General features: G+C 74.5%; 19 protein-coding genes. 12 read left to right on the plus strand and 7 right to left on the minus strand.

All coding sequences use genetic code 11. The features are described from left to right. Positions 1-205: 205 nt before the first annotated feature. The gene (locus tag ACFSJS_RS06180; protein WP_380897615.1) at positions 206-2,365 is read left to right on the plus strand and encodes a primosomal protein N'; all 2,160 of its coding nucleotides are present in this window, start codon (positions 206-208) and stop codon (positions 2,363-2,365) included. 108 nt (positions 2,366-2,473) lie between these two features. On the opposite strand, the gene ACFSJS_RS06185 is transcribed toward ACFSJS_RS06180, so the two are convergent. Continuing rightward, positions 2,474-3,025 (minus strand): hypothetical protein, encoded by a 552-nt coding sequence (locus ACFSJS_RS06185; RefSeq protein WP_380897617.1) that lies wholly within the window; start codon positions 3,023-3,025, stop codon positions 2,474-2,476. Positions 3,026-3,341: 316 nt separating this feature from the next. Between ACFSJS_RS06185 and fmt the strand changes: the two genes are divergently transcribed. From fmt to ACFSJS_RS06220, 7 genes are all read left to right on the plus strand, one after another. Next, complete coding sequence (gene fmt / locus ACFSJS_RS06190; protein WP_380897619.1) at positions 3,342-4,274, plus strand: methionyl-tRNA formyltransferase; 933 nt, start codon at positions 3,342-3,344, stop codon at positions 4,272-4,274. Positions 4,275-4,396: 122 nt separating this feature from the next. Beyond that, positions 4,397-5,797 carry an RsmB/NOP family class I SAM-dependent RNA methyltransferase gene (locus tag ACFSJS_RS06195; RefSeq protein WP_380897621.1) on the plus strand — a complete coding sequence of 467 codons (1,401 nt, stop codon included), beginning with the start codon at positions 4,397-4,399 and terminating at the stop codon, positions 5,795-5,797. Positions 5,798-5,872: 75 nt separating this feature from the next. Then, positions 5,873-6,559 (plus strand): ribulose-phosphate 3-epimerase, encoded by a 687-nt coding sequence (rpe, locus tag ACFSJS_RS06200; protein ID WP_380897623.1) that lies wholly within the window; start codon positions 5,873-5,875, stop codon positions 6,557-6,559. Positions 6,560-6,811: 252 nt separating this feature from the next. Continuing rightward, positions 6,812-7,807, plus strand: coding sequence for a sugar-binding transcriptional regulator (locus ACFSJS_RS06205; protein ID WP_380897625.1), 996 nt, complete (start codon positions 6,812-6,814; stop codon positions 7,805-7,807). A gap of 191 nt (positions 7,808-7,998) precedes the next feature. Beyond that, positions 7,999-9,447, plus strand: coding sequence for a GuaB1 family IMP dehydrogenase-related protein (locus ACFSJS_RS06210; protein ID WP_380897627.1), 1,449 nt, complete (start codon positions 7,999-8,001; stop codon positions 9,445-9,447). A gap of 81 nt (positions 9,448-9,528) precedes the next feature. Next, positions 9,529-10,233 carry a class I SAM-dependent methyltransferase gene (locus ACFSJS_RS06215; protein ID WP_380897629.1) on the plus strand — a complete coding sequence of 235 codons (705 nt, stop codon included), beginning with the start codon at positions 9,529-9,531 and terminating at the stop codon, positions 10,231-10,233. A gap of 133 nt (positions 10,234-10,366) precedes the next feature. Then, the gene (locus ACFSJS_RS06220) at positions 10,367-11,839 is read left to right on the plus strand and encodes an amino acid permease (protein ID WP_380897631.1); all 1,473 of its coding nucleotides are present in this window, start codon (positions 10,367-10,369) and stop codon (positions 11,837-11,839) included. A 51-nt stretch (positions 11,840-11,890) separates the two neighbouring features. On the opposite strand, the gene ACFSJS_RS06225 is transcribed toward ACFSJS_RS06220, so the two are convergent. The 5 genes from ACFSJS_RS06225 to ACFSJS_RS06245 all read right to left on the minus strand — a co-directional run bounded on the left by ACFSJS_RS06225 (position 11,891) and on the right by ACFSJS_RS06245 (position 16,657). Further along, positions 11,891-12,412 carry a hypothetical protein gene (locus ACFSJS_RS06225; RefSeq protein ID WP_380897633.1) on the minus strand — a complete coding sequence of 174 codons (522 nt, stop codon included), beginning with the start codon at positions 12,410-12,412 and terminating at the stop codon, positions 11,891-11,893. 185 nt (positions 12,413-12,597) lie between these two features. Next, complete coding sequence (locus ACFSJS_RS06230) at positions 12,598-12,948, minus strand: hypothetical protein (protein WP_380897635.1); 351 nt, start codon at positions 12,946-12,948, stop codon at positions 12,598-12,600. Between the two features lie 353 nt (positions 12,949-13,301). Beyond that, positions 13,302-13,823, minus strand: coding sequence for a hypothetical protein (locus tag ACFSJS_RS06235; protein WP_380897637.1), 522 nt, complete (start codon positions 13,821-13,823; stop codon positions 13,302-13,304). Between the two features lie 78 nt (positions 13,824-13,901). Next, on the minus strand, positions 13,902-16,202 hold the full coding sequence (locus ACFSJS_RS06240) for a hypothetical protein (RefSeq protein WP_380897639.1): 2,301 nt from the start codon (positions 16,200-16,202) through the stop codon (positions 13,902-13,904). Continuing rightward, on the minus strand, positions 16,199-16,657 hold the full coding sequence (locus tag ACFSJS_RS06245; RefSeq protein WP_380897641.1) for a hypothetical protein: 459 nt from the start codon (positions 16,655-16,657) through the stop codon (positions 16,199-16,201). The genes ACFSJS_RS06240 and ACFSJS_RS06245 overlap by 4 nt, the downstream gene beginning before the upstream one ends. A gap of 449 nt (positions 16,658-17,106) precedes the next feature. Here ACFSJS_RS06245 and ACFSJS_RS06250 point away from each other — a divergent pair, with 449 nt between their 5' ends. The 4 genes from ACFSJS_RS06250 to ACFSJS_RS06265 all read left to right on the plus strand — a co-directional run bounded on the left by ACFSJS_RS06250 (position 17,107) and on the right by ACFSJS_RS06265 (position 22,331). Further along, positions 17,107-17,562, plus strand: a complete 456-nt coding sequence (locus tag ACFSJS_RS06250) for an Lrp/AsnC family transcriptional regulator (RefSeq protein WP_380897643.1) — start codon at positions 17,107-17,109, stop codon at positions 17,560-17,562. 181 nt (positions 17,563-17,743) lie between these two features. Further along, entirely contained in the window at positions 17,744-18,556 is an 813-nt protein-coding gene (locus ACFSJS_RS06255; RefSeq protein WP_380897645.1) for a carbon-nitrogen hydrolase family protein, read from the plus strand. Positions 18,557-18,666: 110 nt separating this feature from the next. Then, positions 18,667-20,373, plus strand: coding sequence for a flavin monoamine oxidase family protein (locus tag ACFSJS_RS06260; RefSeq protein WP_380897647.1), 1,707 nt, complete (start codon positions 18,667-18,669; stop codon positions 20,371-20,373). A 137-nt stretch (positions 20,374-20,510) separates the two neighbouring features. Further along, positions 20,511-22,331, plus strand: coding sequence for a glycoside hydrolase family 43 protein (locus ACFSJS_RS06265; protein ID WP_380897649.1), 1,821 nt, complete (start codon positions 20,511-20,513; stop codon positions 22,329-22,331). A 74-nt stretch (positions 22,332-22,405) separates the two neighbouring features. Here the strand turns inward: ACFSJS_RS06265 and ACFSJS_RS06270 are convergent, their stop codons facing one another. Continuing rightward, positions 22,406-23,455 carry a LacI family DNA-binding transcriptional regulator gene (locus tag ACFSJS_RS06270; RefSeq protein WP_380897651.1) on the minus strand — a complete coding sequence of 350 codons (1,050 nt, stop codon included), beginning with the start codon at positions 23,453-23,455 and terminating at the stop codon, positions 22,406-22,408. Positions 23,456-23,506 lie beyond the last annotated feature (51 nt).

Raw genomic sequence — 23,506 nt, forward strand, 5'->3', positions numbered from 1 at the left:
CGATCTACGCCCAGACGGCCGCCTACGGCCACTTCGGCCGCGAACTGCCCGACTTCACCTGGGAACGCACCGACCGCACCGACGCCCTGCGCACCGCCGCAGGCCTGTAGGACCCCGCGGACGACCGCGACCGCCGGGCACGGCCCGGTCGCCCCGCAGCGGGGCGACCGGGCCGTGTCAGTGGGTTCTGGTAGGACTGGGGGCTGTGAGCAGCGAGAACGGGCGGGCCGGCGGGCCCCCGGCGCAGGGGGCGCCGGGGGGTGAGCAGCTCGCGCTGATCCGCGAGACGGTCCGCAGCGCCAAACCGCCCCGCGCCCGGCCGCGTACCTGGCGCGGCGCCGAGCTCGCCCCGCACGCCCCGGTGGCCCGCGTCCTGGTCGACAAGGGGCTGCTCCACCTCGACCGCCTCTTCGACTACGCCGTGCCCGCCGCCATGGACGCCGAGGCCCGGCCCGGGGTCAGGGTGCGGGTCCGCTTCGGCGCGGGGGAGCGGGGCGGGCGCCGGGAGGGCGGCGGCCTGGTCAACGGCTTCATCGTCGAGCGGTGCGCGGAGTCCGACTTCCCCGGCACCCTGGCGCCCATCGCCCAGGTCCTCTCGCCGGAACCGGTCCTCACTCCCGGCCTGCTGCGGCTGTGCCGGGCCGTCGCCGACCGCTACGCCGGCGCGCTGGCCGACATCGTCCAGCTCGCCGTGCCGCCGCGCATGGCCCGTGCGGAGAAGGCCGCGGAGCGGGGCGGGGGGCAGGCCGCCGCCCCGCCGCAGCCGCCCGTCCCGGGGACGTGGGCCCGCTACCCGGCGGGCCCCGGTCTGCTGCGGGCGCTCGCCGCGGGCGAGTCCCCCCGCGCCGTGTGGACGGCGCTGCCCGGCCCCCACTGGCCCGACGAGCTGGCCCGCGCCCTGGCCGCCGCCCTGGCCTCCGGCCGCGGCGCGCTGGCCGTGCTGCCCGACGGGCGGGCCGCGGCCCGGGTGGACGCCGCCCTCACCGCCCTGGTCGGCGCGGGGCGGCACGTCCTGCTCACGGCCGACGCCGGCGCGGAGGCGCGCTACCGCCGCTGGCTCGCCGTCAACCGCGGCGCGGTGCGCTGCGTCGTCGGCACCCGTGCGGCGATGTTCGCGCCCGTGCGCGACCTCGGGCTCGTCGCCGTCTGGGACGACGGGGACTCCAGCCACCGCGACCCCCGCGAGCCGATGCCCCACGCCCGCGAGGTGCTGCTGCTGCGCGCCGCCCGCGAGGGGTGCGGCTTCCTGCTGGGCGCGCACGGCTGCACCGTGGAGGCCGCCCAGCTCGTCGAGACCGGCTGGGCCCGCCCGCTGGCCGCGGACCGGGACGCGGTCCGTGCGGCGGCCCCCCTGGTCCGCACCGTCGGCGACGGCGACGAGGCGCGGGATCCGGCCGCCCGTGCGGCCCGGCTGCCCACCCTGGCCTGGAGCACCGTGCGCGACGCCCTGGCGCTGGGCCCCGTCCTGGTGCAGGTGCCCCGCCGCGGCTACGTGCCCCGGCTGGCCTGTGCGGGCTGCCGCGAACCCGCGCGCTGCGCCCACTGCTCCGGCCCCCTGGAGGCCGCCGACGGGGACAGCCCGCCCGGTTGCGGCTGGTGCGGCCGGGCGGAGCCCGGGTGGGCCTGCCCGGAGTGCGGAGCGACGCGGCTGAGGGGCCGGGTCTTCGGCGCCCGCCGCACCGCCGAGGAGCTCGGCCGCGCCTTCCCGTCCGTGCCCGTGCGCACCTCCGGGCGGGACCACGTGCTGGAGACCGTGCCCGACCGGCCCGCGCTGGTGGTCAGCACGCCCGGCGCCGAGCCGGTCGCCGAGGGCCCCGGCTACGCGGCGGCGCTGCTGCTGGACGGCTGGGCGCTGCTCTCCCGCCCCGACCTGCGGGCCTCCGAGGAGGCGCTGCGCCGCTGGCTGGCCGCCGCCGCGCTGGTGCGCCCCCACGCCGAGGGCGGGCGGGTGGTCGTCATGGCCGAGCCGGCCCTGCGGCCCGTCCAGGCGCTGGTGCGCTGGGACCCGGCCGGGCACGCCCGGCGCGAGCTGGCCGAGCGCGCCGAGCTGGGTTTCCCGCCGGTGTCGCGGATGGCGGAGGTGACGGGGCCGGCCGAGGCCGTCGCCGAGCTGCTGGCCTCGGCCGAGCTGCCGCCCGAGGCGGAGGTGCTGGGGCCCGTGCCGCTGCCGCCCGCCGAGGCGGGGCGTCCCAGGCGGCCCGGCTCGGCCCCCGCCGGCGAACGGTGGGAGCGGGCCCTGGTGCGGGTGCCGCCGGGTGGCGGGGCCGCGCTCGCCGCGGCGCTGCGGACGGCGCGGGCCGCCCGGCTCGCCCGCCGCGGGAGCGCACCGGTGCGGGTCCGCATCGATCCGGAGGACATCGGCTGAGCGCGTCCCCGGCGGACGCTCCGGACAGGACGGGGACCCGGGGCCGCCCGGTGCCCGGCCGAAGGGGAGCGGCCGGGCGCCGGGCGGCGGGGCACGGCTGAGGAGGAGTCAGCCGTTGCGGGGGGAGGGGAGTGCGCCCGGACGGGAGTCCGGCGGCGGCTGCGCCGGCCGGCCGGGCAGCGTGTGGGCGGCCGAGGAGGCCGCGGGGGCGCTCTGCCCCACGGCCACGGGGCGTGCGGCCGGCGGGCCGCCCTCCCCGCTGCCGGCGGTCCGCCGGGTGCCCTCCGCCCCGGCCGTACCCGCCCGGTCCGCGCCCCGGCGCGTGCCGTAGCGGCGGTGGACGGCCTGCTTGGTCACGCCGAGGGCGGAGCCCACCGCGTCCCAGGAGAAGCCCAGCGAGCGGTCGAACTCCACCGCCGCCGTCACCAGCGCCTCCACGCTGTCGCGCAGCTCCTGGGCGAGGCGCACGGTGGGTGCCGGGGCCCTGCCGTAGACCACGAAGCCCGAGGACGGTCCCGTGCGCCGGGGCCGGTAGACGTTGCCCAGCTGGGCGGTGAGGGTGCGCAGTGCGTCCACCTGCCGGCGGACCCGCTCGATGTCCCGCACCAGCAGGTGCAGGCTGGCCCGTGCCTGGGCGTCGGGGGTGGCGTGGTCGGCCATGGTCAAGCCTCTCCAACCGGCGTGAGGACGGTCGACCGCGTCCGCGGCCGCCTCGGTCCATCGGTTCCATCGGTCAAGCTGCCTTGACCAACGCCGCAGCGGGCGCCGGGGTCACGCTGCGGGGGCGCGAAGAGGGGGCCGGGGGCTGTCAGCCGGGGCCGGTACGCCCCCGGAGCGCCCCCCGGACCGGGCGCCGTGACGGGCCGTAGACTGGTGCGCCGTCCAGCGCGCCCGCGGCCCCCGCCCCCGGCACCCCGTGCGTCCGTGTGCGGCGCGCGGCCGCACGCGTCCGTCAGCGAGAGGTAGTTCGCCACCCATGAGGCTCGTCTTCGCCGGCACCCCCGAGGTCGCCGTACCCGCCCTCGACGCCCTGATCGCATCGGAGCGGCACGAGGTCGCGGCCGTCGTCACCCGGCCGGACGCGCCGGCCGGGCGCGGGCGCCGCCTGGTGGCGAGCCCGGTCGCGCAGCGGGCCGAGGAGGCCGGCATCGAGGTCCTCAAGCCCGCCCGCCCCCGCGACGAGGACTTCCTCGCCCGGCTGCGCGAGATCGCCCCGGACTGCTGCCCGGTCGTCGCCTACGGCGCGCTGCTGCCCCGGGTCGCGCTCGACGTCCCGGCCAGGGGCTGGGTCAACCTGCACTTCTCGCTGCTGCCCGCCTGGCGCGGCGCCGCGCCCGTCCAGCACGCGATCATGGCCGGGGACGAGGTCACCGGCGCCTCCACCTTCCTCATCGAGGAGGGGCTGGACTCCGGGCCGGTCTACGGCGTGGTCACCGAGGAGGTCCGGCCCACCGACACCAGCGGCGACCTGCTGACCCGGCTCGCCTTCGCGGGCGCCGGACTGCTGGCCGCCACCATGGACGGCATCGAGGACGGCACGCTGCGGGCCGTCCCGCAGCCCGAGGAGGGCGTCAGCCTCGCCCCCAAGATCACCGTCGAGGACGCCCGGGTGGACTGGAGCGCCCCCGCGCTGCGCGTGGACCGGGTGGTGCGCGGCTGCTCGCCGGCCCCCGGCGCGTGGACCCTCTTCCGCGGCGAGCGGCTCAAGCTGCGCCAGGTCGCCCTCGCGCCCGACCGCACCGACCTGGCCCCCGGCGAGCTGGCCGTCGGCAAGAGCACCGTGCACGCCGGGACCGGTTCGCACGCCGTCGAGCTGCTCTGGGTCCAGCCGCAGGGCCGGAAGCCGATGGCCGCCGCCGACTGGGCGCGCGGGGTGCGCATCACCGCGGGGGAGCGCCTCGGGGGATGAGCCGCCGGGTGCGCGCGGAAGGGGGCGCCCGGACCGGGGCTAGGCTGGAGGGCCGCGCCCCAGCGGGCGCTCCGCACCACCCCGTCCCCGAACGACCCCGAACGACCGGAGCACCTTTCCCCGTGAGCAGCCGGCCACGCCGCCCCGCCAGGCCCCCCCGCCGTCCCCGGAAGGACCCCGTCCGCGCGCTCGCCTACGAGGCGCTGCGGGCCGTCGACGAGCGCGACGCGTACGCCAACCTCGTCCTGCCCCCGCTGCTGCGCAGGGCGCGCGAGCGCGGGGACCTCGACGGGCGGGACGCGGCGCTGGCCACCGAGCTGGTCTACGGCACCCTCCGCCGGCAGGGCACCTACGACGCCGTCATCGCCGCCTGCGTGGACCGCCCGCTGCGCGAGGTGGACCCCCCCGTGCTGGACGTCCTCTCGCTCGGCGCCCACCAGCTGCTGGGAACCCGCATCCCCGCCCACGCCGCGGTGAGCGCCACCGTGGACCTGGCGCGCACCGTCCTGGGCGAGGGCCGCGCCCGGTTCGTCAACGCCGTGCTGCGGAAGATCGCCGCCGACGACCTGGACGGCTGGCTGCGGAGGGTGGCCCCGCCCTACGACGAGGACCCCGAGGAGCACCTGTCGGTCGTCCACGCCCACCCGCGCTGGGTCGTCTCCGCCCTGTGGGACGCGCTCGGCGGAGGCCGCGACGGCATCGAGGCCCTGCTGGCGGCCGACAACGCCCGCCCCGAGGTCACCCTGGTGGCCCGCCCCGGGCGGGCGGAGCGGGAGGAGCTGCTGACCGGTGACGCCGAACCGGGCCGCTGGTCCCCCTACGCCGTCCGCCTCGCCGAGGGCGGCGACCCCGGCATGATCGGCGCCGTGGCCGAGGGCCGGGCCGGAGTGCAGGACGAGGGCAGCCAGCTCGTCGCACTCGCCCTGGCGAACGCGCCCCTGGAGGGCGAGGACCGCCGCTGGCTGGACGGCTGTGCCGGACCGGGCGGCAAGGCCGCCCTGCTGGCCGCGCTGGCCGCCGGACGGGGCGCCGCCCTGGTCGCCGCCGAGAAGCAGCCGCACCGCGCCCGCCTGGTCGCCCGCGCGCTCCACGGCAATCCCGGCCCGTACCAGGTGGTCACCGCCGACGGCACCCGTCCCGCCTGGCGGCCCGGCTCCTTCGACCGCGTCCTGGTCGACGTGCCGTGTTCCGGGCTCGGCGCCCTGCGCCGCCGCCCCGAGGCCCGCTGGCGCCGCCGCCCCGAGGACGTGGCCGGCTTCGCGCCCCTCCAGCGCGGTCTGCTCACCGAGGCGCTGCGGGCCGCCCGGCCCGGCGGCGTCGTCGGCTACGCCACCTGCTCGCCGCATCCGGCCGAGACCCGCGCGGTCGTCGAGGACGTACTGAAGCACGAGAGCGCCGAGCTGCTCGACGCCCGCCCGCTGATGCCCGGCGTCCCCTCCCTCGGCGACGGCCCCGACGTCCAGCTGTGGCCGCACCTGCACGGCACCGACGCGATGTACCTGGCGCTGCTGCGCCGCACCTGACCCCCCGTCCGCCGCGCCCGGCGGCGGCCGCGGACCGGACGCCGGGCCGTGCGCCGGGCACGACATACTGGGGCCATGGCTCAGATCAACCCCAGCATCCTGTCCTCCGACTTCGCCCGCCTGGCCGAGGAGGCGCAGCGCGTCGGAGGGCCCGAGGGCGCCGACTGGCTCCACGTGGACGTGATGGACAACCACTTCGTCCCCAACCTCACGCTCGGTGTCCCGGTCGTCGAGTCGCTGCGCAGGGCGACGGACATCCCGCTGGACTGCCATCTGATGATCGAGGACCCCGACCGCTGGGCCCCGCAGTACGTGGAGGCCGGCGCGGGGTCCGTCACCTTCCACGCGGAGGCCGCCGCCGCGCCGGTGCGGCTGGCCCGCGAGATCCGCGCCAAGGGCGCCCGCGCCTCCATGGCGCTCAAGCCCGCCACCCCGGTCGAGCCCTACGAGGACCTGCTGCCGGAGCTCGACATGCTCCTGGTGATGACCGTGGAGCCGGGCTTCGGCGGCCAGGCGTTCCTCGACGTCACGCTGCCGAAGATCCGCCGCGCCCGGCAGCTCATCGACCGGCACGGACTCGAGCTGTGGCTCCAGGTGGACGGCGGCGTGTCGGCCTCCACCATCGAGCGCTGCGCCGAGGCGGGCGCCGACGTCTTCGTGGCCGGGTCGGCCGTCTACGGCGCCGAGGACCCGGCGGCCGCGGTGCGGTCGCTGCGTGCCCAGGCCGAGCAGGCCGGCGCCGCCGGGCGGCACGCGCACTGAGGGGCGCGCCGGGCGCCGGGGGGCCGCTCCGGGCGCTCGGCGAACATCCGGGGACGGGCGGCGGGCGCCGGGTTGAACGGCACCCCACCGGGCCCCCGTACGGCCCGGTAGCTGTGTGCACCGTGCACGGAATGGATCAGGAACCCCGCGGATCTGCGAGGATGAACGCGCAGAGTGATGGAGAGGCGTACACGAGTACGGCGCAACGGTAGCGAGGTGAGTGCGGTGTCGACCGGGCGGTCAGCCACGAGAATGGGTCCCGCCGAGCTGATGCAGGCGGCGGCCATGGCGCGCCGCTTCTATCTGGAGGGCAAGTCCAAGATCCAGATCGCCGACGAGTTCGGCGTGAGCCGCTTCAAGGTGGCGCGGGTCCTGGAGACCGCGCTGGAACGGGACCTGGTGCGCATCGACATCCGCGTCCCGGCCGAACTGGACGCCGAGCGGTCCGACGCGCTGCGCGCCCGCTACGGACTGCGGCACGCCGTCGTCGTGGAGTCCCCCTCGGACGCGCCCGAGGACGCCGCCGACCCGGAGAACCTGGGCGAGGTCGCCGCCGACCTGCTGGGCGAGCTGGTCGCCGAGGGCGACGTGCTGGGCCTGGCCTGGGGCCGTTCGACCATCCACATGGCCACGGCGCTGCACCGCCTCCCGCCGTGCACCGTCGTGCAGCTCACCGGCGTCTACGACGCGGGCACCGCCGAACGCGGCTCGGTGGAGGCCGTCCGCCGCGCCGCCGCCGTCTCCGGCGGCGAGGCCCACCCCATCTACGCGCCGATGCTCCTGCCCGACCCCGCCACCGCCGCCGCGCTGCGGCGGCAGACCGGGATCGCCTCGGCCTTCGAGTACTTCGACAAGGTGACGGTGGCGGCGGTGTCCATCGGCTCCTGGGAGCCGGGCGTCTCCACCGTCCACGACATGCTCAGCGAGGAGGAGCGCGCCCACTACGCCTCGCTCGGCGTGGCGGCCGAGATGTCCGCCCACCTCTTCGACGCCGAGGGCCGCCGCATCGGCCGCGACCTGGGGGAGCGCTGCATCACCGTCGAGGCCGACCGGCTGCGCCGCGTCCCCGAGGTCATCGCGATCGCCGGCGGGCGCCGCAAGGCGTCGGCGATCGGAGCCGTCCTCCGCTCCGGACTGGTGACCAGCCTGGTCACCGACACCGCCGCCGCCGACCACCTGCTCCACGAGACCGGGCCCGGACCGCGTCCGGCGCTGGACCGGGCGGACCCGGACGAGGGCGCGCGCTGAGCCGGCTCCACGCCCGGCGCGCGCCCGGCCCACCCACCGGCCGGCGCGCGCCGGACACCGCGCCGCGTCCGGTGCCGGGCGGCGCGGCGCCCGCGCCCCCGCGGCGCCGTACCGTTCGGATGATCGCACGAACGCACCCTCCTCTACCTGGGCTTTCCTCCGAGGGCGAGGAAACGTGCGGGCATGCAACAATGAAGTACGTGCGATTTCTCAACGACCAGCGGCCTCCGTACGACCTGACGTACGACGACGTCTTCATGGTGCCGAACCGCTCCGCGGTCGGCTCCCGCCAGGGCGTGGACCTCTCCACCCCCGACGGCACGGGGACCACCATCCCGATCGTGGTGGCCAACATGACCGCCATCGCGGGACGCCGGATGGCCGAGACGGTCGCCCGCCGCGGCGGACTCGTCGTCATCCCCCAGGACATCCCCCTGGACGTCGTCACCGACGTCATCTCCTGGGTCAAGCAGCGCCACCTGGTCCTGGACACCCCCATCGTCCTGGAGCCCACCGCGACCGTCGCCGACGCGCTGTCCCTGCTGCCCAAGCGGGCGCACGGCGCGGGCGTCGTGGTCGACGCGGACCGGCGCCCGGTGGGGGTCGTCACCGAGTCCGACCTGACCGGCGTGGACCGCTTCACCCAGCTGTCCCAGGTCATGTCCCGCGACCTGCTCCTGCTGGACGCCGACATCGACCCCCGCGAGGCGTTCACCCGCCTGGACGGCGCCCACCGCAGGCTCGCCCCCGCCGTCGACGCCGACGGGCGCCTGGCCGGCATCCTCACCCGCAAGGGCGCCCTGCGCGCCACCCTCTACACCCCCGCCACCGACGCGGCCGGCCGGCTGCGCGTCGCCGCGGCCGTCGGCATCAACGGCGACGTCGCCGGCCGGGCGAAGGGGCTGCTGGACGCCGGGGTGGACACCCTCGTCGTGGACACCGCCCACGGCCACCAGGAGTCGGTGATCACCACCCTGGGGACGATCCGCGGTCTGGACCCGCAGGTCCCCGTCGTCGCGGGCAACGTCGTCTCCGCCGAGGGCGTGCGCGACCTGGTCGAGGCCGGCGCCGACATCGTCAAGGTCGGCGTCGGGCCGGGCGCGATGTGCACCACCCGCATGATGACCGGGGTGGGCCGCCCGCAGTTCTCCGCCGTCCTGGAGTGCGCCGCCGAGGCCCGCAGGCTCGGCCGGCACGTCTGGGCCGACGGCGGCGTGCGCCATCCGCGCGACGTGGCCATGGCGCTGGCGGCCGGCGCCTCCAACGTCATGATCGGTTCCTGGTTCGCCGGGACGTACGAGTCCCCCGGCGACCTCCAGCAGAGCGCCGACGGGCGCCTGTACAAGGAGAGCTTCGGCATGGCCTCCGCCCGCGCGGTGCGCAACCGCACCGCCGAGGAGTCCCCCTACGACCGGGCCCGCAAGGCGCTGTTCGAGGAGGGCATCTCCACCTCGCGGATGTTCCTCGACCCGGAGCGGCCCGGTGTGGAGGACCTGATCGACTCGATCGTCGCCGGGGTGCGCTCCTCGTGCACCTACGCCGGTGCCGCCACCCTGGAGGAGTTCGCGGAGAAGGCCGTCGTCGGCGTCCAGAGCGCCGCCGGCTACGCCGAGGGCAAGCCCCTGCACGCCAGCTGGTGACCCCGGCCGGCCCCCTCCGGCCCGCCCCCCCCCGCGGCCCGTCCCCTTCCCGGGACGGGCCGCGGCCGTTTGGATGGGGCCGTGAGCGACTTCCTGCGGCAGGTACCGCGCGAGGGGCACGGGGGGACCGGCACCGGGGCGATCACCCCCGACGGCTGCGCGGTGGAGGTCTACACCCGCCTCCCCGCCGGCGACGAACCCGACGTCATCGCCTCGGCCGTCCCCGCCGGGGCGGCCCTGCTCGAACTGGGCTGCGGCGCGGGCCGGGTCACCCACCCCCTGCTGGACCGCGGCTTCGCGGTGACGGCCGTCGACGAGTCACCGCGGATGCTGGAGCACGTCCGCGGGGCCCGCACCGTGTGCTCGCCCATCGAGACCCTGGAGCTGGACGAGCGCTTCGACGCCGTCCTGCTCCCCTCCTTCCTGGTCCACGCGAGCGACGTCCGGGTGCGCGACGCGCTGCTGCACGCCTGCCGGCGGCACGTCGCGGACGACGGCTGCGTGCTGGTCCAGCGCGAGGGCGAGGACTGGCACACGAGGGTGCCGCGGGAGCGGAGGGCCGGGGACGGCCTGGTCCGGATCGCCGCCGCCGACCCCACCGACGACCCGCGGGTGTCCGCCGTCCGCTGCGAGTACGTCTTCCCGGACGGCACCTGGACCCAGACGTTCCTCTCCCGGCGCCTGGACCGGACCGAATTCGAGGAGGTGCTGGCCGGCGCGGGGCTCGCCGTCGACACCTACCTCACCGGCGACCGGACCTGGGTCAGGGCCCTGCCCGTGCGGTGACCCCCGGAGCGGGACGGCCGACGCGGGCGCGCGCACGGGGTCCACAGCGTCCCGGTGTGCCACCCTCTGAGGCGGAACACACCGTGTGCGCCGTACGCACGGTACGTGAGCGACCCGCAAGGAGCCGACGCCGATGGACCAGGGCACGACGCCCCCCGCCCCCGATCCCGCCCCGTACCGCGGACCCGGCGCCGGTTCCCGGCTGACGCGCCGCAAACCCGTCGAACGGCTCATCACCGAGAGCGGCAAGGGCGAGGGGGGCGCCCTGCGGCGCTCGCTGGGCGTGTGGCAGCTGACCTCGATCAGCATCGGGGCGACGCTGGGCACCGGCATCTTCGTCGTCCTGGGCGAGGCCGTGCCCGAGGCGGGACCCGCCGTGATCGCCGCCTTCGTCGTCGCCGGGTTCACCGCGCTGTTCTCCGCCCTGTCCTACGCGGAGCTGGCCGGCACCATCCCGGTGGCCGGGTCCTCCTACAGCTACACCTACGCCACCATGGGCGAACTGACGGCCTGGGTGATCGGCTGGTGCCTGATCCTGGAGTACGGGGTGTCGGTGGCCGCCGTCGCCGTCGGCTGGGGCCAGTACCTCAACGAACTGCTCGACGGCACGATCGGCGTCACCCTCCCCGACGCCCTCTCCGCGCCGCCCGGCGACGGCGGTGTGGTCAACCTCCCCGCCCTGGTGGTCGTCCTGCTGGCGATGGTCCTCCTGCTCGGCGGGGCCCGCGAGAGCGCCACCGCCAACGCCGTCATGGTGGTGGTGAAGATCAGCGCGCTGCTGATGTTCTGCGCCGTCGCCGTCACCGGCGTACGCGCCGGCAACTACGCGCCTTTCATGCCGCTGGGCGTGGCCGGGGTCAACGTGGCCGCCGCGACGCTGTTCTTCTCCTACATCGGCTTCGACGCCGCCTCCACCGCCGGGGAGGAGGCCAGGAACCCCCGCCGCGACCTGCCGCGCGCCATCATCCTCTCCCTGGTCATCGTCACGGTGCTGTACTGCCTGGTAGCGGCCGTCGCCGTCGGCGCCATGCCGTGGCAGGACTTCACCGGCTCCGAGGCCGCCCTCGCCGGGATCATGGAGGAGGTCACCGGCCACGCCGTCTGGTCCGTCCTGCTGGCGCTCGGCGCGGTCGTCGCCATCGCCAGCGTCGTCCTGGCCGTGCTCTACGGGCAGACCCGCATCCTGTTCTCCATGGCCCGCGACGGGCTGATCCCCGCGGTGTTCTCCCGGGTGCACCAGCGCACGGGCGTCCCGCGCGCCAACACCCTGATCGTCTCCGCCTTCTGCGGCCTGCTGGCGGCGCTGATCCCGCTCGGCCGGCTCGCCGATGCCACCAGCATCGGCACCCTCTTCGCCTTCGCGCTGGTCAACGTCTCCGTCGTCATCCTGCGCCGCACCCATCCGCGGGCCACCCGCGGCTTCCGCGTCCCGCTCTCGCCCCTGCTGCCCGCGCTCGGCTTCGCCTTCTGCGTGTGGACGATGACCGGTCTGGATGCCGTCACCTGGACCGTCTTCGGCCTCTGGCTCGTCGGGGGCCTGGTGATCTACTTCACCTACGGCATCCACCACTCACGCCTCGGCCGGCCGCACGAGGAGGCCCGATAGCCGCGCTTCGGCGGGCGATCCCCGTGTGGCGCGGAAGGCGCCCTCACGGGCTCAGGTGCACTCGCCGGACTTCCCGACGGCCTCGGCGTAGGCGGCGATGAACTTCCCCATCGCCGCTTCGCCGGTTTCCCCGTCCCCCCTGCCCAAGGCCGTCACGAAAAGCCTTCTGTCAGGTCTCCGCGGGTTGGGGCAGACGACCTCTCCGACGGCTCCGGTGTCCGAATAGAGATAGCGTCCGTCATCCGATTCCTTGTCCCCCGGGTCGACCCCGATGGCAGCGTACGCAGCGCCGGTCAGCGATTGCTCTTTTTCCCGCCAATCGATGCCGGCGGAGAGCACCTGGATCCCATCCACGAGTACACGGCATTTCTTGAACCCACCCATGAGCGAGGATTCCCTCATGGAGATCTCCTTCCCCGGCGGCAGAAAGGGTTCCAGGAGGTCGGGTGAGACGGCCGTGCCGCACAGGGCGGAGGGGATCTCGTAGTTCCTCTCCTGGGTGGAGCAGGCGGTCGCCCCGAGGCCGAGGAGCAGTGCTCCGACAATCGGGGCCACGAGCGGGGTTCGCTGCAATGTGGCTTCTCCTGGGCTTCTCAATTCGGCCTCAGTGGCGCGAGGGGTGAACGGGAGCGCAACTGCGGCGCGCAGTCGGTCGGGGTGCCCTTCGGCTCAACGGGACCCGGTGGCCCGCTTTCCCTGGGGCACTCGCCGCCCCTGCCCGGGTCGGTCTCACGGGGATGCCGGCGGCTTTGTGGGGCTCAGGTGCATTCGTCGGACTTCCCGACGGCCTCGGCGTAGGCGGTGATCAGCTTCTTCATCGCCGCCTCGTCGGGCGTGCCGACCTCACTGGTCCGCGCCGCCACGAAGAGATCGTCGCCGGATTTCCGCGGCTTCGGGCAGGTGACCTTCCCGACGGCTCCGGTGTCGGAGTAGAGGTACCGCCCGTCCTCCGACTCCTTGTCACCGGGGTCGACGCCGGGGAAGACGGAGGCGAACTTGGACAGGGAGGTCCCCTCCTCCCACCACTCGATGTTGAGGGCGAGGGCGTGTTTGCCGTCCACACGGATCAGGCACCGGTCCATGCCCTCGGCTCCCGACGACGGGTTCACGGAGATCTCGTCCCCCGGGGGAAGGAGGGGTTCCAGGAGGTCCGGGGAGACGGACGTGCCGCACAGCGTCTCGGGGATCGTGTAGTTCCTCTCCTCCGCGGAGCATGCGACTGTACCAAGACCGAGCAGTACCCCCCCGACGACCGGGAGCAGGGATCGGTTCCGTTGTCGTGTGGGTTCTCGTGGGCTTCTCAAGGCGACCTCGGTGCCGTGGGGGGGCGAGGGTGTGGTTGCAGCAGACAGTCGTCCGGGACGGTCTCCGGTTCGCCGGAGGCCTGAGGTCCGCTCAGCCTGCGGCATCCGCTGCTACCGCCTGGGCGGGTCTCATGGGGAGGTTGGCGGCTTTGTGGGGCTCAGGTGCATTCGTCGGATTTTCCGACGGCCTCGGCGTAGGCGGCGATCAGCTTCTTCATCGCCGCCTCGTCGGATGTACCCGGTTCGTTGACCCGCGCCGTCGCGAGGAGCTCGCCATCGGTCTTACGGGGTTTGGGGCAGGTGACCTTTCCGATCGCCCCGGAAGCCGAGTAAAGGTACCGGCCGTCTTCCGTTTCCTTGTCGTCGGATTCCACGTTGGCGATCACAAGGGCGGCCCTGCGCAGGGATGCTCCTTCCTTCCACCACTCGGTGCCGACCGCGAGGACCTGCTTTCCATCGACGCTGACGAGGCAGCGCTTCATGCCCTCCACCCGGTCGGAGAGGGTGGTGGAAATCTTGTCTCCAGGCGGCAGGAGGGGTTCCAGAAGGTCGGGTGAGATGGCCGTGCCGCACAGGGCGGAGGGGATCTCGTAGTTCCTCTCCTGTGTGGAACAGGCGGTCGCCCCGAGACCGAGGAGCAGCGCTCCGACGACCGGGGCCACGAGCGGGGTCCGCTGCAATGTGACTCCTCCTGGGCTTCTCAAATCGACCTCGGTGGCGTAGAGGACATGAGACGAGAGCGGGACTGTGGCACGCCGTCAGTTGGGAATGTTGGTGTCCAGATCATCAGCCATCCGGGAGACGTTGACGGAGGCACTGGCGAAACCATCCCCGTTTCCGTGCAGCACCCAATCCGCCACCTTGTTGGCGTACGGCAGATCATGGGCCTTGGCGGCTTCGAGGGCAGCCACTTGACCGTGTTCCGTGCTGTTCTGCCTGGCCATCTCCCACCTTACGCCTTCGTTCTCCCCGGCTGCCTTGAGATTGTTCGGTTCGAGACCACCGAAAATCTGCTCCAGGACGACACTGCTGACCGTGCCGGCGGCTCCGCCAGCGGCGGCTCCGCCGGCAGGGGTCGCGATGAAGCTCGTCCCCACACCGATTCCGGTACCGACGATCCCGGAGATCGTGTTCTTCAGCTGGCCCATCGACTTCTGGTAGTCCTCGTCCTTCTGGTGTGCCTCTCCCAGAACCGCCTCCTGGCGGCCGATGGCCAGGGTTCCGCTGATCTCGCCTGACCGCCGCGCGATCTCCTCGATCGTGGTCTGAGGATCTTGCGGGTACCGCTTGTCCTCCGGGAGGTCGGGGTTGAGGTGGTAGTCCATCAGGTTGGTCATGTAGGCCTTCTGGCCCATCTCGACCCGCGCGTACCCTTCCGGGTTCTGGCCCAGGCTGACGAGGAAGCGCGTGACGTCGTTGTGGTCCATCTCGGCGGCGGTGCCGGCGACCGGGAACAGCAGGTTGGTGTTGCCGTGCTTGTCGTCGGCGGTGGCCCGGTTGATGTCGGGCAGGTACTCCGCCGCGATCTGGCCGAAGCTGTCGGAGAGGTAGCCGTGCTTGGTCAGGCGCTCGGGGTCGTCGGAGACGGAGTTGACGAGGGCCTCCATCAGCCTGGCCTGTCCCGGGCTGTGCGGGGGGAGGTCCGGCGTGGGCTGCTCGCCGGCCGGGTGGCCGGTCGCCGCGGCCTCCAGCGCCCAGCCGAAGGCGTTCTTGCCGGTGATGCTCTCCTCGCCCTTGTCGTCGTACTCCTTGGGCCAGTCCCGCTCCTCGAAGAGGTACTGGAAGTTGGTCAGGCCGATCTTGCCCTTGTTGCCGTCGCCGTCGGTGTCCCGCAGGAAGTCGTGGTCCTCGTCCTTGGTGACGAAGGTCCCGTTGAAGAAGTCGGTGGCGGCCTCCGGGCTCTTGCCCAGCGCCATCATGAACCCCGTCATGGGGTCCGAGCCGCCGTCGGTGCCCGTCCGGTTGAGCATCGGCCCCATGGGGAAGTGCCAGGCCAGTTCCGCGCTCCGGCCGTTGCCGCTGCGCTCCTTCTCGACCCGGATGAGTTCGTTGCCGTAGTTCTTGAGGAACTTGTCGTCGAAGTCCCCCCAGCGCATCAGGTTGCTCATGACCTGGGCGCCCACGGCCCGGGGGTTGTCCCTGCTCGGCACCAGCTCGCCGGTCAGACCGACCATGTCCCGCTCCCAGCGCTGCATGGCCGCGCTGTCGGACTGGGTGGCGTTGGCCAGGGTGAGGCCGAGGTGCTCCTGGAGGCTGCCGTACTTGTCGACCCGGGCCTGGCCGAGCTGCATGTTGGTGTGCGGGTCGTTGATGCCGGTCCAGAAGTCCATGACGCCCTGGGGACCCAGCGCGGTCGCGAACCGCTCGGCGAACAGGTCGTCGTCGCCGTACTTCTCCAGGGCGGAGTTGAGCTCGTCGAACTCCTCCGGGGTCATCCCGCCCGGGTCCGCGGCGAGTTCGGCGGCCCGGTCGGCGGCCTGCATCGCCTCGGCGGCCGCGTCGCGGTTGGCGTAGGAGGCGTCGGAGAAGCCCAGGTCGGCCTGGTCGACCAGGGCGCGCAGGGCCCTGGCAGCGGTGGAGTCGCTCTCGGCGGCCTTGGTGAGGATGCCCTGGATCTCGTCGCGGAGGTCGGTGACGTCCTGGGGGCTGTGGTCGGGGACGTCGGTGCCCTCGGCGGCGCGGTCGGGGTGGATGTTCATGGTGACCGTGAAGCTGCCGTCGGAGTTGCCGACGACGGTCAGGTTCTTCTTCAGGCCGCGCGCGATGGCGTCGTTGAGCTGCCGCCGGTACTCGACCAGCTCGTCGCGGGTGTCCTTGAGGATGTTGCGGATGGAGGTCGCCTGGGTGTGGGCGTCGCCGAACTCCTCCACGGTCTTGGCGATGAACTCGCGGGTGACGGCGGCGTTGAGGCCGGTCCAGTCGGCCTTGTCGGCCTTCCCCTTGAGCTGGGAGCGGGCGTCGTCCTTCAGGGTCTTGAGCTTCCCGACCATCTCCGACCAGTCGGTGACGGCGGCGTCGAGCCTGGAGAAGTCGGCGTGGCGGAGGGCGTCGAGCTTCACTGGCGCTGGGTCCTCTCGTCGAAGCCCTCGTTCAGGCGGTTGACGCTGTTAAACAGGCCGCTGATGTGCTGCTCGTTGTTGGCATGGGCCTTGTCGGTGTACTCGAGGTGGTTGGAGATGTGGCCGCAGGCGTCGGTGAGGCTGCGCAACTGCTCCTGCCACCGGGTGGCCACGTGGCTCAGGGCGTCGCCGATCTCGAAGTCGCCCTTGAGGCCCGCGGCCGCGCTGTTGCTGCTCTCCCGGGCGTGCTCGCCGTCCTTGCGCAGCCTCTCGCGGAGGCCGAACGCCGCGTCCCCGACGGCGGCCAGGTCCTTCTGGTCGACCTTCAGCTCGCCGGACGACGTCGCGACGCCGCTGCCGCCTCCGTCGCCGTCGAGCTGGTTCAGCCGCATCCCGGTGGCCTTCCGCTCCGCGGCAGCCGCCACCAGCCGGTTCCATTCCTCGTCGAACGTCATGTGTCCTCCCCCGCGTCCGACCCTGTCCTGCAAGGCCACACCGTATAGAGGGCCGCCCCGGAGGGGCCAGCGAGGGGGGTGCGCGAGGAGGTGGGACGGGACTGCGCCGCCGGTCCGCCGCGGCCCGTGACGACCGGTTCGCGGTGGTGTGTGCCGGTCGGTCATGTCCGGAAGGGCGGGACATGGGCTTGCCCGCGGGGTGCCCCCGCCGGGCCTGTGACGGTTCGGTGAAGGTTCCCGCCCCGGCCCGCCCCGGCCCGCCCCGGCCCGCCCCGGCCCGCCCCGGCCCGCCCCGGCCGGCTCCGGCCGGGGCGGGCCCCCGTCCCCGGCCGGCGGCTCCCCGCAGGTCCGGAAGGGCCGGGTGTGCTGTACTTCGCCCGGGGCTCCGCGCTCCGCCCGGCGCCCCGGCAGCGACGTACCACCCGCACGGAAGAAGTGGCCCACCCGCAGTGCGACTGAACCAGCTCGACGAACGCATCGTCCACGCCCTGGCCGAGGACGCCCGGCGCTCCTACGCCGACATCGGCGCCGAGGTGGGGCTGTCCGCGCCGGCCGTCAAGCGCCGGGTGGACCGGCTGCGCGAGCAGGGGGCGATCACGGGGTTCACCGTGCGGGTGGACCCGTCGGCGCTCGGCTGGGAGACCGAGGGCTTCATCGAGATGTACTGCCGCAGCAACACCTCGCCCGAGGACATCCGCCGCGGCCTGGAGCGCTACCCGGAGGTGGCCTCCGCCTCGACCGTGACCGGCGACGCGGACGCCATCGTGCAGGTCTTCGCCTCCGACATGCGGCACTTCGAGCGGGTGCTGGAGCGGATCGCGGGGGAGCCGTTCGTGGAGCGCACCCGGTCGGTCCTCGTGCTCTCCCCGTTGCTGCGCCGCTACGGTTCGGGGTCGCCGGCCTGAGGGCGCCGCCGCCGCGCAACGAATCGACGCGCCGGACCCGAAAGACGCAACGAATCGGCGCCCGGTGCGCAACGAGTGCGGCTTGTGGGCTCCCCAGGGGCGCCGTACCGTCGAATCGTCCCAGCTCACAGGCCCGCGCCCGCCCCTGCCCGGGCGCGGACGAGACGAAGCGAGAGGTCCCATGACGCCGCTGCGCACCGCGCTGCTCCAGGGCCCCGGCGGTGTCCCCGGCTCCACCGCGGACAGTCTGGCCGCCCTCGACCGCGCCGCCCGCCGGGCCGCCGCCGACGGGGCCCGGCTGCTGGTCGCCTCCGAGATGTACCTGACCGGGTACGCGCTCGGCGAGCGGGTCGCCGAGCTGGCCGAGCCCGCCGACGGCCCCGGCGCCGGGGCCGTCTCCCGCATCGCCGCCGAGCACGGCGTCGCCATCGCCTACGGCTATCCCGAGCGCGACGGCGACCGGGTCCACAACTCCGCCCGGCTCGTCGGTGCCGACGGCACTCCGCTGGCCAACTACCGCAAGACCCACCTGTACGGCGGTTTCGAGACCGCCCGCTTCACCCCGGGCGGCACCCCTGTCGTCCAGGCCGACCTCGACGGCGTCCGCGTGGGGCTGCTGGTCTGCTACGACGTGGAGTTCCCCGAGACCGTCCGCGCCCACGCCCTGGCAGGCACCGAGCTGCTGCTGGTGCCGACCGCGCTGATGCGGCCCTACGAGATCGTCGCCGAGACCCTCGTCCCGGCGCGCGCCTTCGAGAGCCAGCTCTACATCGCCTACGCCAACCGCTGCGGCACCGAGGGCGAGGGCGGCGACGCCCTCTCCTTCACCGGGCTGAGCTGCCTGGCCGCGCCCGACGGCACGGTCCGCGCCCGGGCGGGCACGGGGGAGGACCTGGTCGCCGCGGACGTCGACCCGGCGCGGGTGCGCGCGTCGCGGGCGGCCAACCCGTACCTGAGCGACCGCCGCCCCGAGCTCTACGCCTCCCTCGTCTGAGGCCCCGTCCCGCCCCGGGGCGGTCCGCCGCCCCACCCCGCCCCACCCGGGACCGGCCCGGTCCGCCACCGGGCCCGGCCCGTCACGTCCCTCCAGGAGAGAACCACCCCATGACCTCCACCGTGCCCACCGCCGTCCACGACGAGCAGCACGCCGAGGCGCAGAGCGAGCCGCCCGTCACCATGTTCGGCCCGGACTTCCCCTTCGCCTACGACGACTACCTCGCCCACCCGGCCGGCCTCGGCCAGGTGCCCGCGACCGAGCACGGCACCGAGGTCGCGGTGATCGGCGGCGGGCTGTCGGGGATCGTGGCCGCCTACGAGCTGATGAAGATGGGCCTGAAGCCGGTGGTCTACGAGGCGGACCGGATCGGCGGGCGGCTGCGCACGGCCCGCTTCGACGGCTGCGACCCCGGGCTGACCGCCGAGATGGGCGCGATGCGCTTCCCGCCGTCCTCCACCGCCTTCTGGCACTACGCGGACCTGGTCGGTCTGGAGACGAAGCCGTTCCCCAACCCGCTGGCCCCCGACACCCCCTCCACCGTGGTGGACCTCAAGGGGGAGTCCCACTACGCCCGCACCCTGGACGACCTGCCCGAGGTCTACCACCAGGTGATGGACGCCTGGAACGCCTGCCTGGAGGAGGGCGCGGACTTCTCCGACATGCAGCGGGCCATCCGCACCCGCGACGTGCCCCGCATCCGCGAGATCTGGTCGCGTCTGGTGGAGAAGCTGGACAACCAGACCTTCTACGGCTTCCTGTGCGACTCCCCGGCGTTCTCCTCCTTCCGCCACCGCGAGATCTTCGGCCAGGTCGGCTTCGGGACGGGCGGCTGGGACACCGACTTCCCCAACTCCATCCTGGAGATCCTGCGGGTGGTCTACACCGGTGCCGACGACGACCACCGCGGCATCGTCGGCGGCAGCCAGCAGCTCCCGCTGCGGCTGTGGGAGCGCGAGCCCGCCAAGCTGGTGCACTGGCCGCTGGGCACCTCGCTGAAGTCGCTGCACGGCGGCGAGCCGCGCCCGGCCGTCACCCGGCTGCACCGCACGGCGGGCAACCGCATCACCGTCACCGACGCGACCGGCGACGTGCGCACCTACCGGGCGGCGATCTTCACCGCCCAGTCCTGGATGCTGCTGTCGAAGATCGACTGCGACGACGACCTGTTCCCCATCGACCACTGGACGGCGATCGAGCGCACCCACTACATGGAGTCCTCCAAGCTGTTCGTGCCGGTGGACCGGCCGTTCTGGCTGGACAAGGACGAGCGCACGGGCCGCGACGTGATGAGCATGACGCTCACCGACCGGATGACGCGCGGCACCTACCTGCTGGACGACGGGCCGGACCGGCCCGCGGTGATGTGCCTCTCCTACACCTGGTGCGACGACTCCCTGAAGTGGCTGCCGCTCAGTGCGCAGGAGCGGCTGGAGGTCATGCTCAAGTCGCTGCGGGAGATCTATCCCGACGTCGACATCCGCAAGCACATCATCGGCAACCCGGTCACCGTCTCCTGGGAGAACGAGCCGTACTTCATGGGGGCCTTCAAGGCGAACCTGCCGGGCCACTACCGCTACCAGCGGCGGCTGTTCACCCACTTCGTGCAGGACCGGCTGCCCGAGGACAAGCGCGGCCTCTTCCTGGCCGGCGACGACATCTCCTGGACGGCCGGCTGGGCCGAGGGCGCGGTGCAGACGGCGCTCAACGCCGTGTGGGGCGTGATGCGCCACCTCGGCGGCGCCACCGACCCGGCCAACCCCGGGCCGGGCGACGTCTACGACGAGATCGCCCCGGTGGAGCTGCCCGAGGACTGACGGGTCGCCGTGCGGCGCCCGGCGGGCTCGGCCCGCCGGGCGCCGGGCTTGTCCGGGCGGTGGTGCGCCAGGGGTTTACAACGTTGGTACAGCGTTGTAAAACCGGCCCACCGCCACCCGCGACCAAGGAGGACCCCATGGGCACGGCACGCCGGACCGGACACCGATCCCGCCGAGCGCCCGCGGCCGTGGCGCTGGCCGCCCTGGCCGCGGCCGGCCTGGCGGCGCCGGAGGCCGCCGCCGGGGACGGCGGACGCGGCGGACGGGACCGGGCGGCGGGGGCGGGGACGTACGCCAACCCCGTCTCCCGGGGCTTCGCCGACACCTTTGCCGACCCCGCCGTGGTCCGCGGCGAGGACGGCCACTGGTACGCCTTCGGCACCACCGACCCGCTCCGCTCCGGGGAGGGCACGGCGCACTCGATCCCCGTCGCCCGCTCCGCCGACCTGGTGCACTGGTCCTACGCGGGCGACGCCCTCGACGGGGCCGCGCCCGCCTTCGCGGACCACGACGCCGCCTACTGGGCCCCCGACGTCGTCCGCCACGGCGGCCGGTACTGGCTCTACTTCACCGTCACCCAGACCACCGCCACCGGCGCGCGCGACGACAGCGCCATCGGCGTGGCCACCGCCCCCACCCCGGCCGGGCCGTGGACCGTCCACGACGAGCCGGTGGTCGCGCCCCGCCCCGCCGCCGGGGGAGAGGGCTTCGCATGGACCTTCGACCCCGCCCACGTGGTGGACTCCGACGGCCGCCGCCACCTGTACTACGGCTCCTACCACGGCGGGATCTGGGTGACCGGGCTGTCGGACGACGGCACGGAGACGGTGGGGGAACCCGTCCAGGTGGCCACCGACAACCGCTTCGAGGGCGCCTACGCCGTCCGGCGGCAGGGCTGGTGGTACCTGTTCGCCTCCTCCGGCGACTGCTGCGCCGGGCCGACCACCGGCTACTCGGTCTTCGTCGGGCGCTCCCGCTCGGTGCGCGGCCCCTTCACCGACCGCGAGGGCGTGCCCCTGACCGCCTCCCGTACCGGCGGCACCATCGTGCTCACGCCCAACGGCAACCGCTGGGTGGGCACCGGCCACAACTCCGTCGTCACCGACGACGCCGGGCAGGACTGGATCGTCTACCACGCCATCGACCGCGCCCGGCCCTACCTGGACGAGCCGTTCGGCGTCAACCGCCGCCCGATGCTGATCGACCGGCTGGACTGGGTGGACGGCTGGCCGGTGGTGCGCGGCGGCCGGGGCGCCTCCGAGGGCCGCCAGAGGGCGCCGTACACCGGGCCGCGCCTCCCGCGCGCCCTCCCTGCGCCCGAGGGGCGCCCCGCGCCCCGGAGCCGTCCGGGGCGGCGGGACGCGGCGTACGGCGACGAGTTCGAGCGGGGACGGCTCGGCCCCGGCTGGAGCTGGGTGCGCCGGGACCCGGCCGCTCGGGTGGCGGGCGGCCGCCTGGTGTGGCCCACCCAGGGCGCCGACCTGCACAAGGAGAACAACACCGCCGCGGTGCTGCTGCGCGACGCACCGGACGGGGACTACACCGTCGAGACGAAGCTGACCATCGACCTGGGCGAGCACACCGTCCGCAACCACCAGCAGGCGGGCCTGGTCGCCTACGCCGGCGACGACCGCTGGCTGCGGCTGTCGCACGTGGCGATCTGGAACACCCGGCAGACCGAGTTCGGCGCGGAGCAGCCGTACGCCGGCCGCGTCGCCTACGGCTCGACGACCGTCGGGCCGCCCGCCGGGACCACCTGGCTGCGGCTGCGCCACACCACCGACCCGCGCACCGGCGAGCACCGCTTCCGGGCGTACACCAGCCGGGACGGGCGGCACTGGATCGCGGGGGGCACCTGGACGGTGCCCGCGGCGGATCGGGTGCGGATCGGGCTGGTCTCGCACGGCGGCGCGGGCGCCACGGCCGAGTTCCACCACCTCCGCGTCCACCGGCCCTGAGGCCGGGCGGACCGGGCCGCCGCGGCCCCCGGCGCCCCGGAGCCGTCCGGGCGCGGCGCGGGAGGGCACCCGCGTCACGCCCTGGCGGCCCCGGCCGTGCTCTCCCGCACCACCAGCCGGTAGTCCGCCTCCACCTCGGTCGCCCCGGGCGCCCCGGTCTGCGCCGCCCGGCGCCCGGCGCGTGCGGCGCCGCCGATGCGCGCGTCCAGCAGCTCCACGGCGGTGCGGGCGATCCGCTCCTTGTCGGGGGAGACGGTGGTCAGGGTCGGGGTGCTGTAGCGGCCGTCCTCGATGTCGTCGAAGCCCGCCACCGCCACGTCCTGCGGCACCCGCAGCCCGGCGGCCAGGGCGGTGCGCAGCGCGCCGAGGGCGAGCAGGTCGTTGAAGCAGAAGACCGCCCGCGGTGGCTCGTCGAGCTCCAGCAGACGGCGCATCAGCGCGGCCCCGTCGGCGCGGTGGTAGGCCCCGGTGGCCGGCACCAGCCGCTCGTCGTAGGGGAGCCCGGCGGCCTCCAGCGCCTGCCGGTAACCGGCCAGCCGCAGGTGGGCGGTGTTGGCGCTGGGGTTGTCCTGGGCGCCGATGGCGGCGATGCGGGTGTGGCCCAGCGAGATCAGGTGCTCGGTCATCTCGCGGGCGGCGCGCTGGTTGTCGATGGCCACGTGGTGGGTGGGCCCGTCCAGGATGCGCTCGCCGAGCAGCACCAGCGGGGTGTTGTCGGTGCGGGCGGCCAGTTCCTCGCGGCCGACGGTGATGGGGCTGAAGATGAGCCCGTCGATGAGCTGCTCGCGGATGCCCTGGAGCACCTGGCGCTCGCGGTCGGCCAGTCCGTCGGTCTGGTCGATCAGCACCGTCCAGCCGCGCTCGGCGGCGGCCTCGATGACGAACCGCGACAGCTCGGCGAAGTAGGGGGCGTCCAGCTCGGGCAGGGCCAGGGCGATCACCCCGGTGCGGCCGCGGCGCAGGTTGCGGGCGGAGAGGTTGGGCCGGTAGTCCAGCTCGGCCAGGGCCTTCTCGACCTTCTCCCGGGTCTGCGGAGCCACGTACGTGTAGCCGTTGACCACGTTGGAGACGGTCTTGACCGACACCCCGGCCCGCGCGGCCACGTCCTTGAGACTGGCGCCCACATCCATCACCTCCACCGGCACCGACCGGTGCCCCCTCGCGAAGCGGTACCG

It is taken from the genome of Streptomyces desertarenae, assembly GCF_042681365.1.
In the GTDB taxonomy this organism is placed as follows: Bacteria; Actinomycetota; Actinomycetes; order Streptomycetales; family Streptomycetaceae; genus Streptomyces; species Streptomyces desertarenae.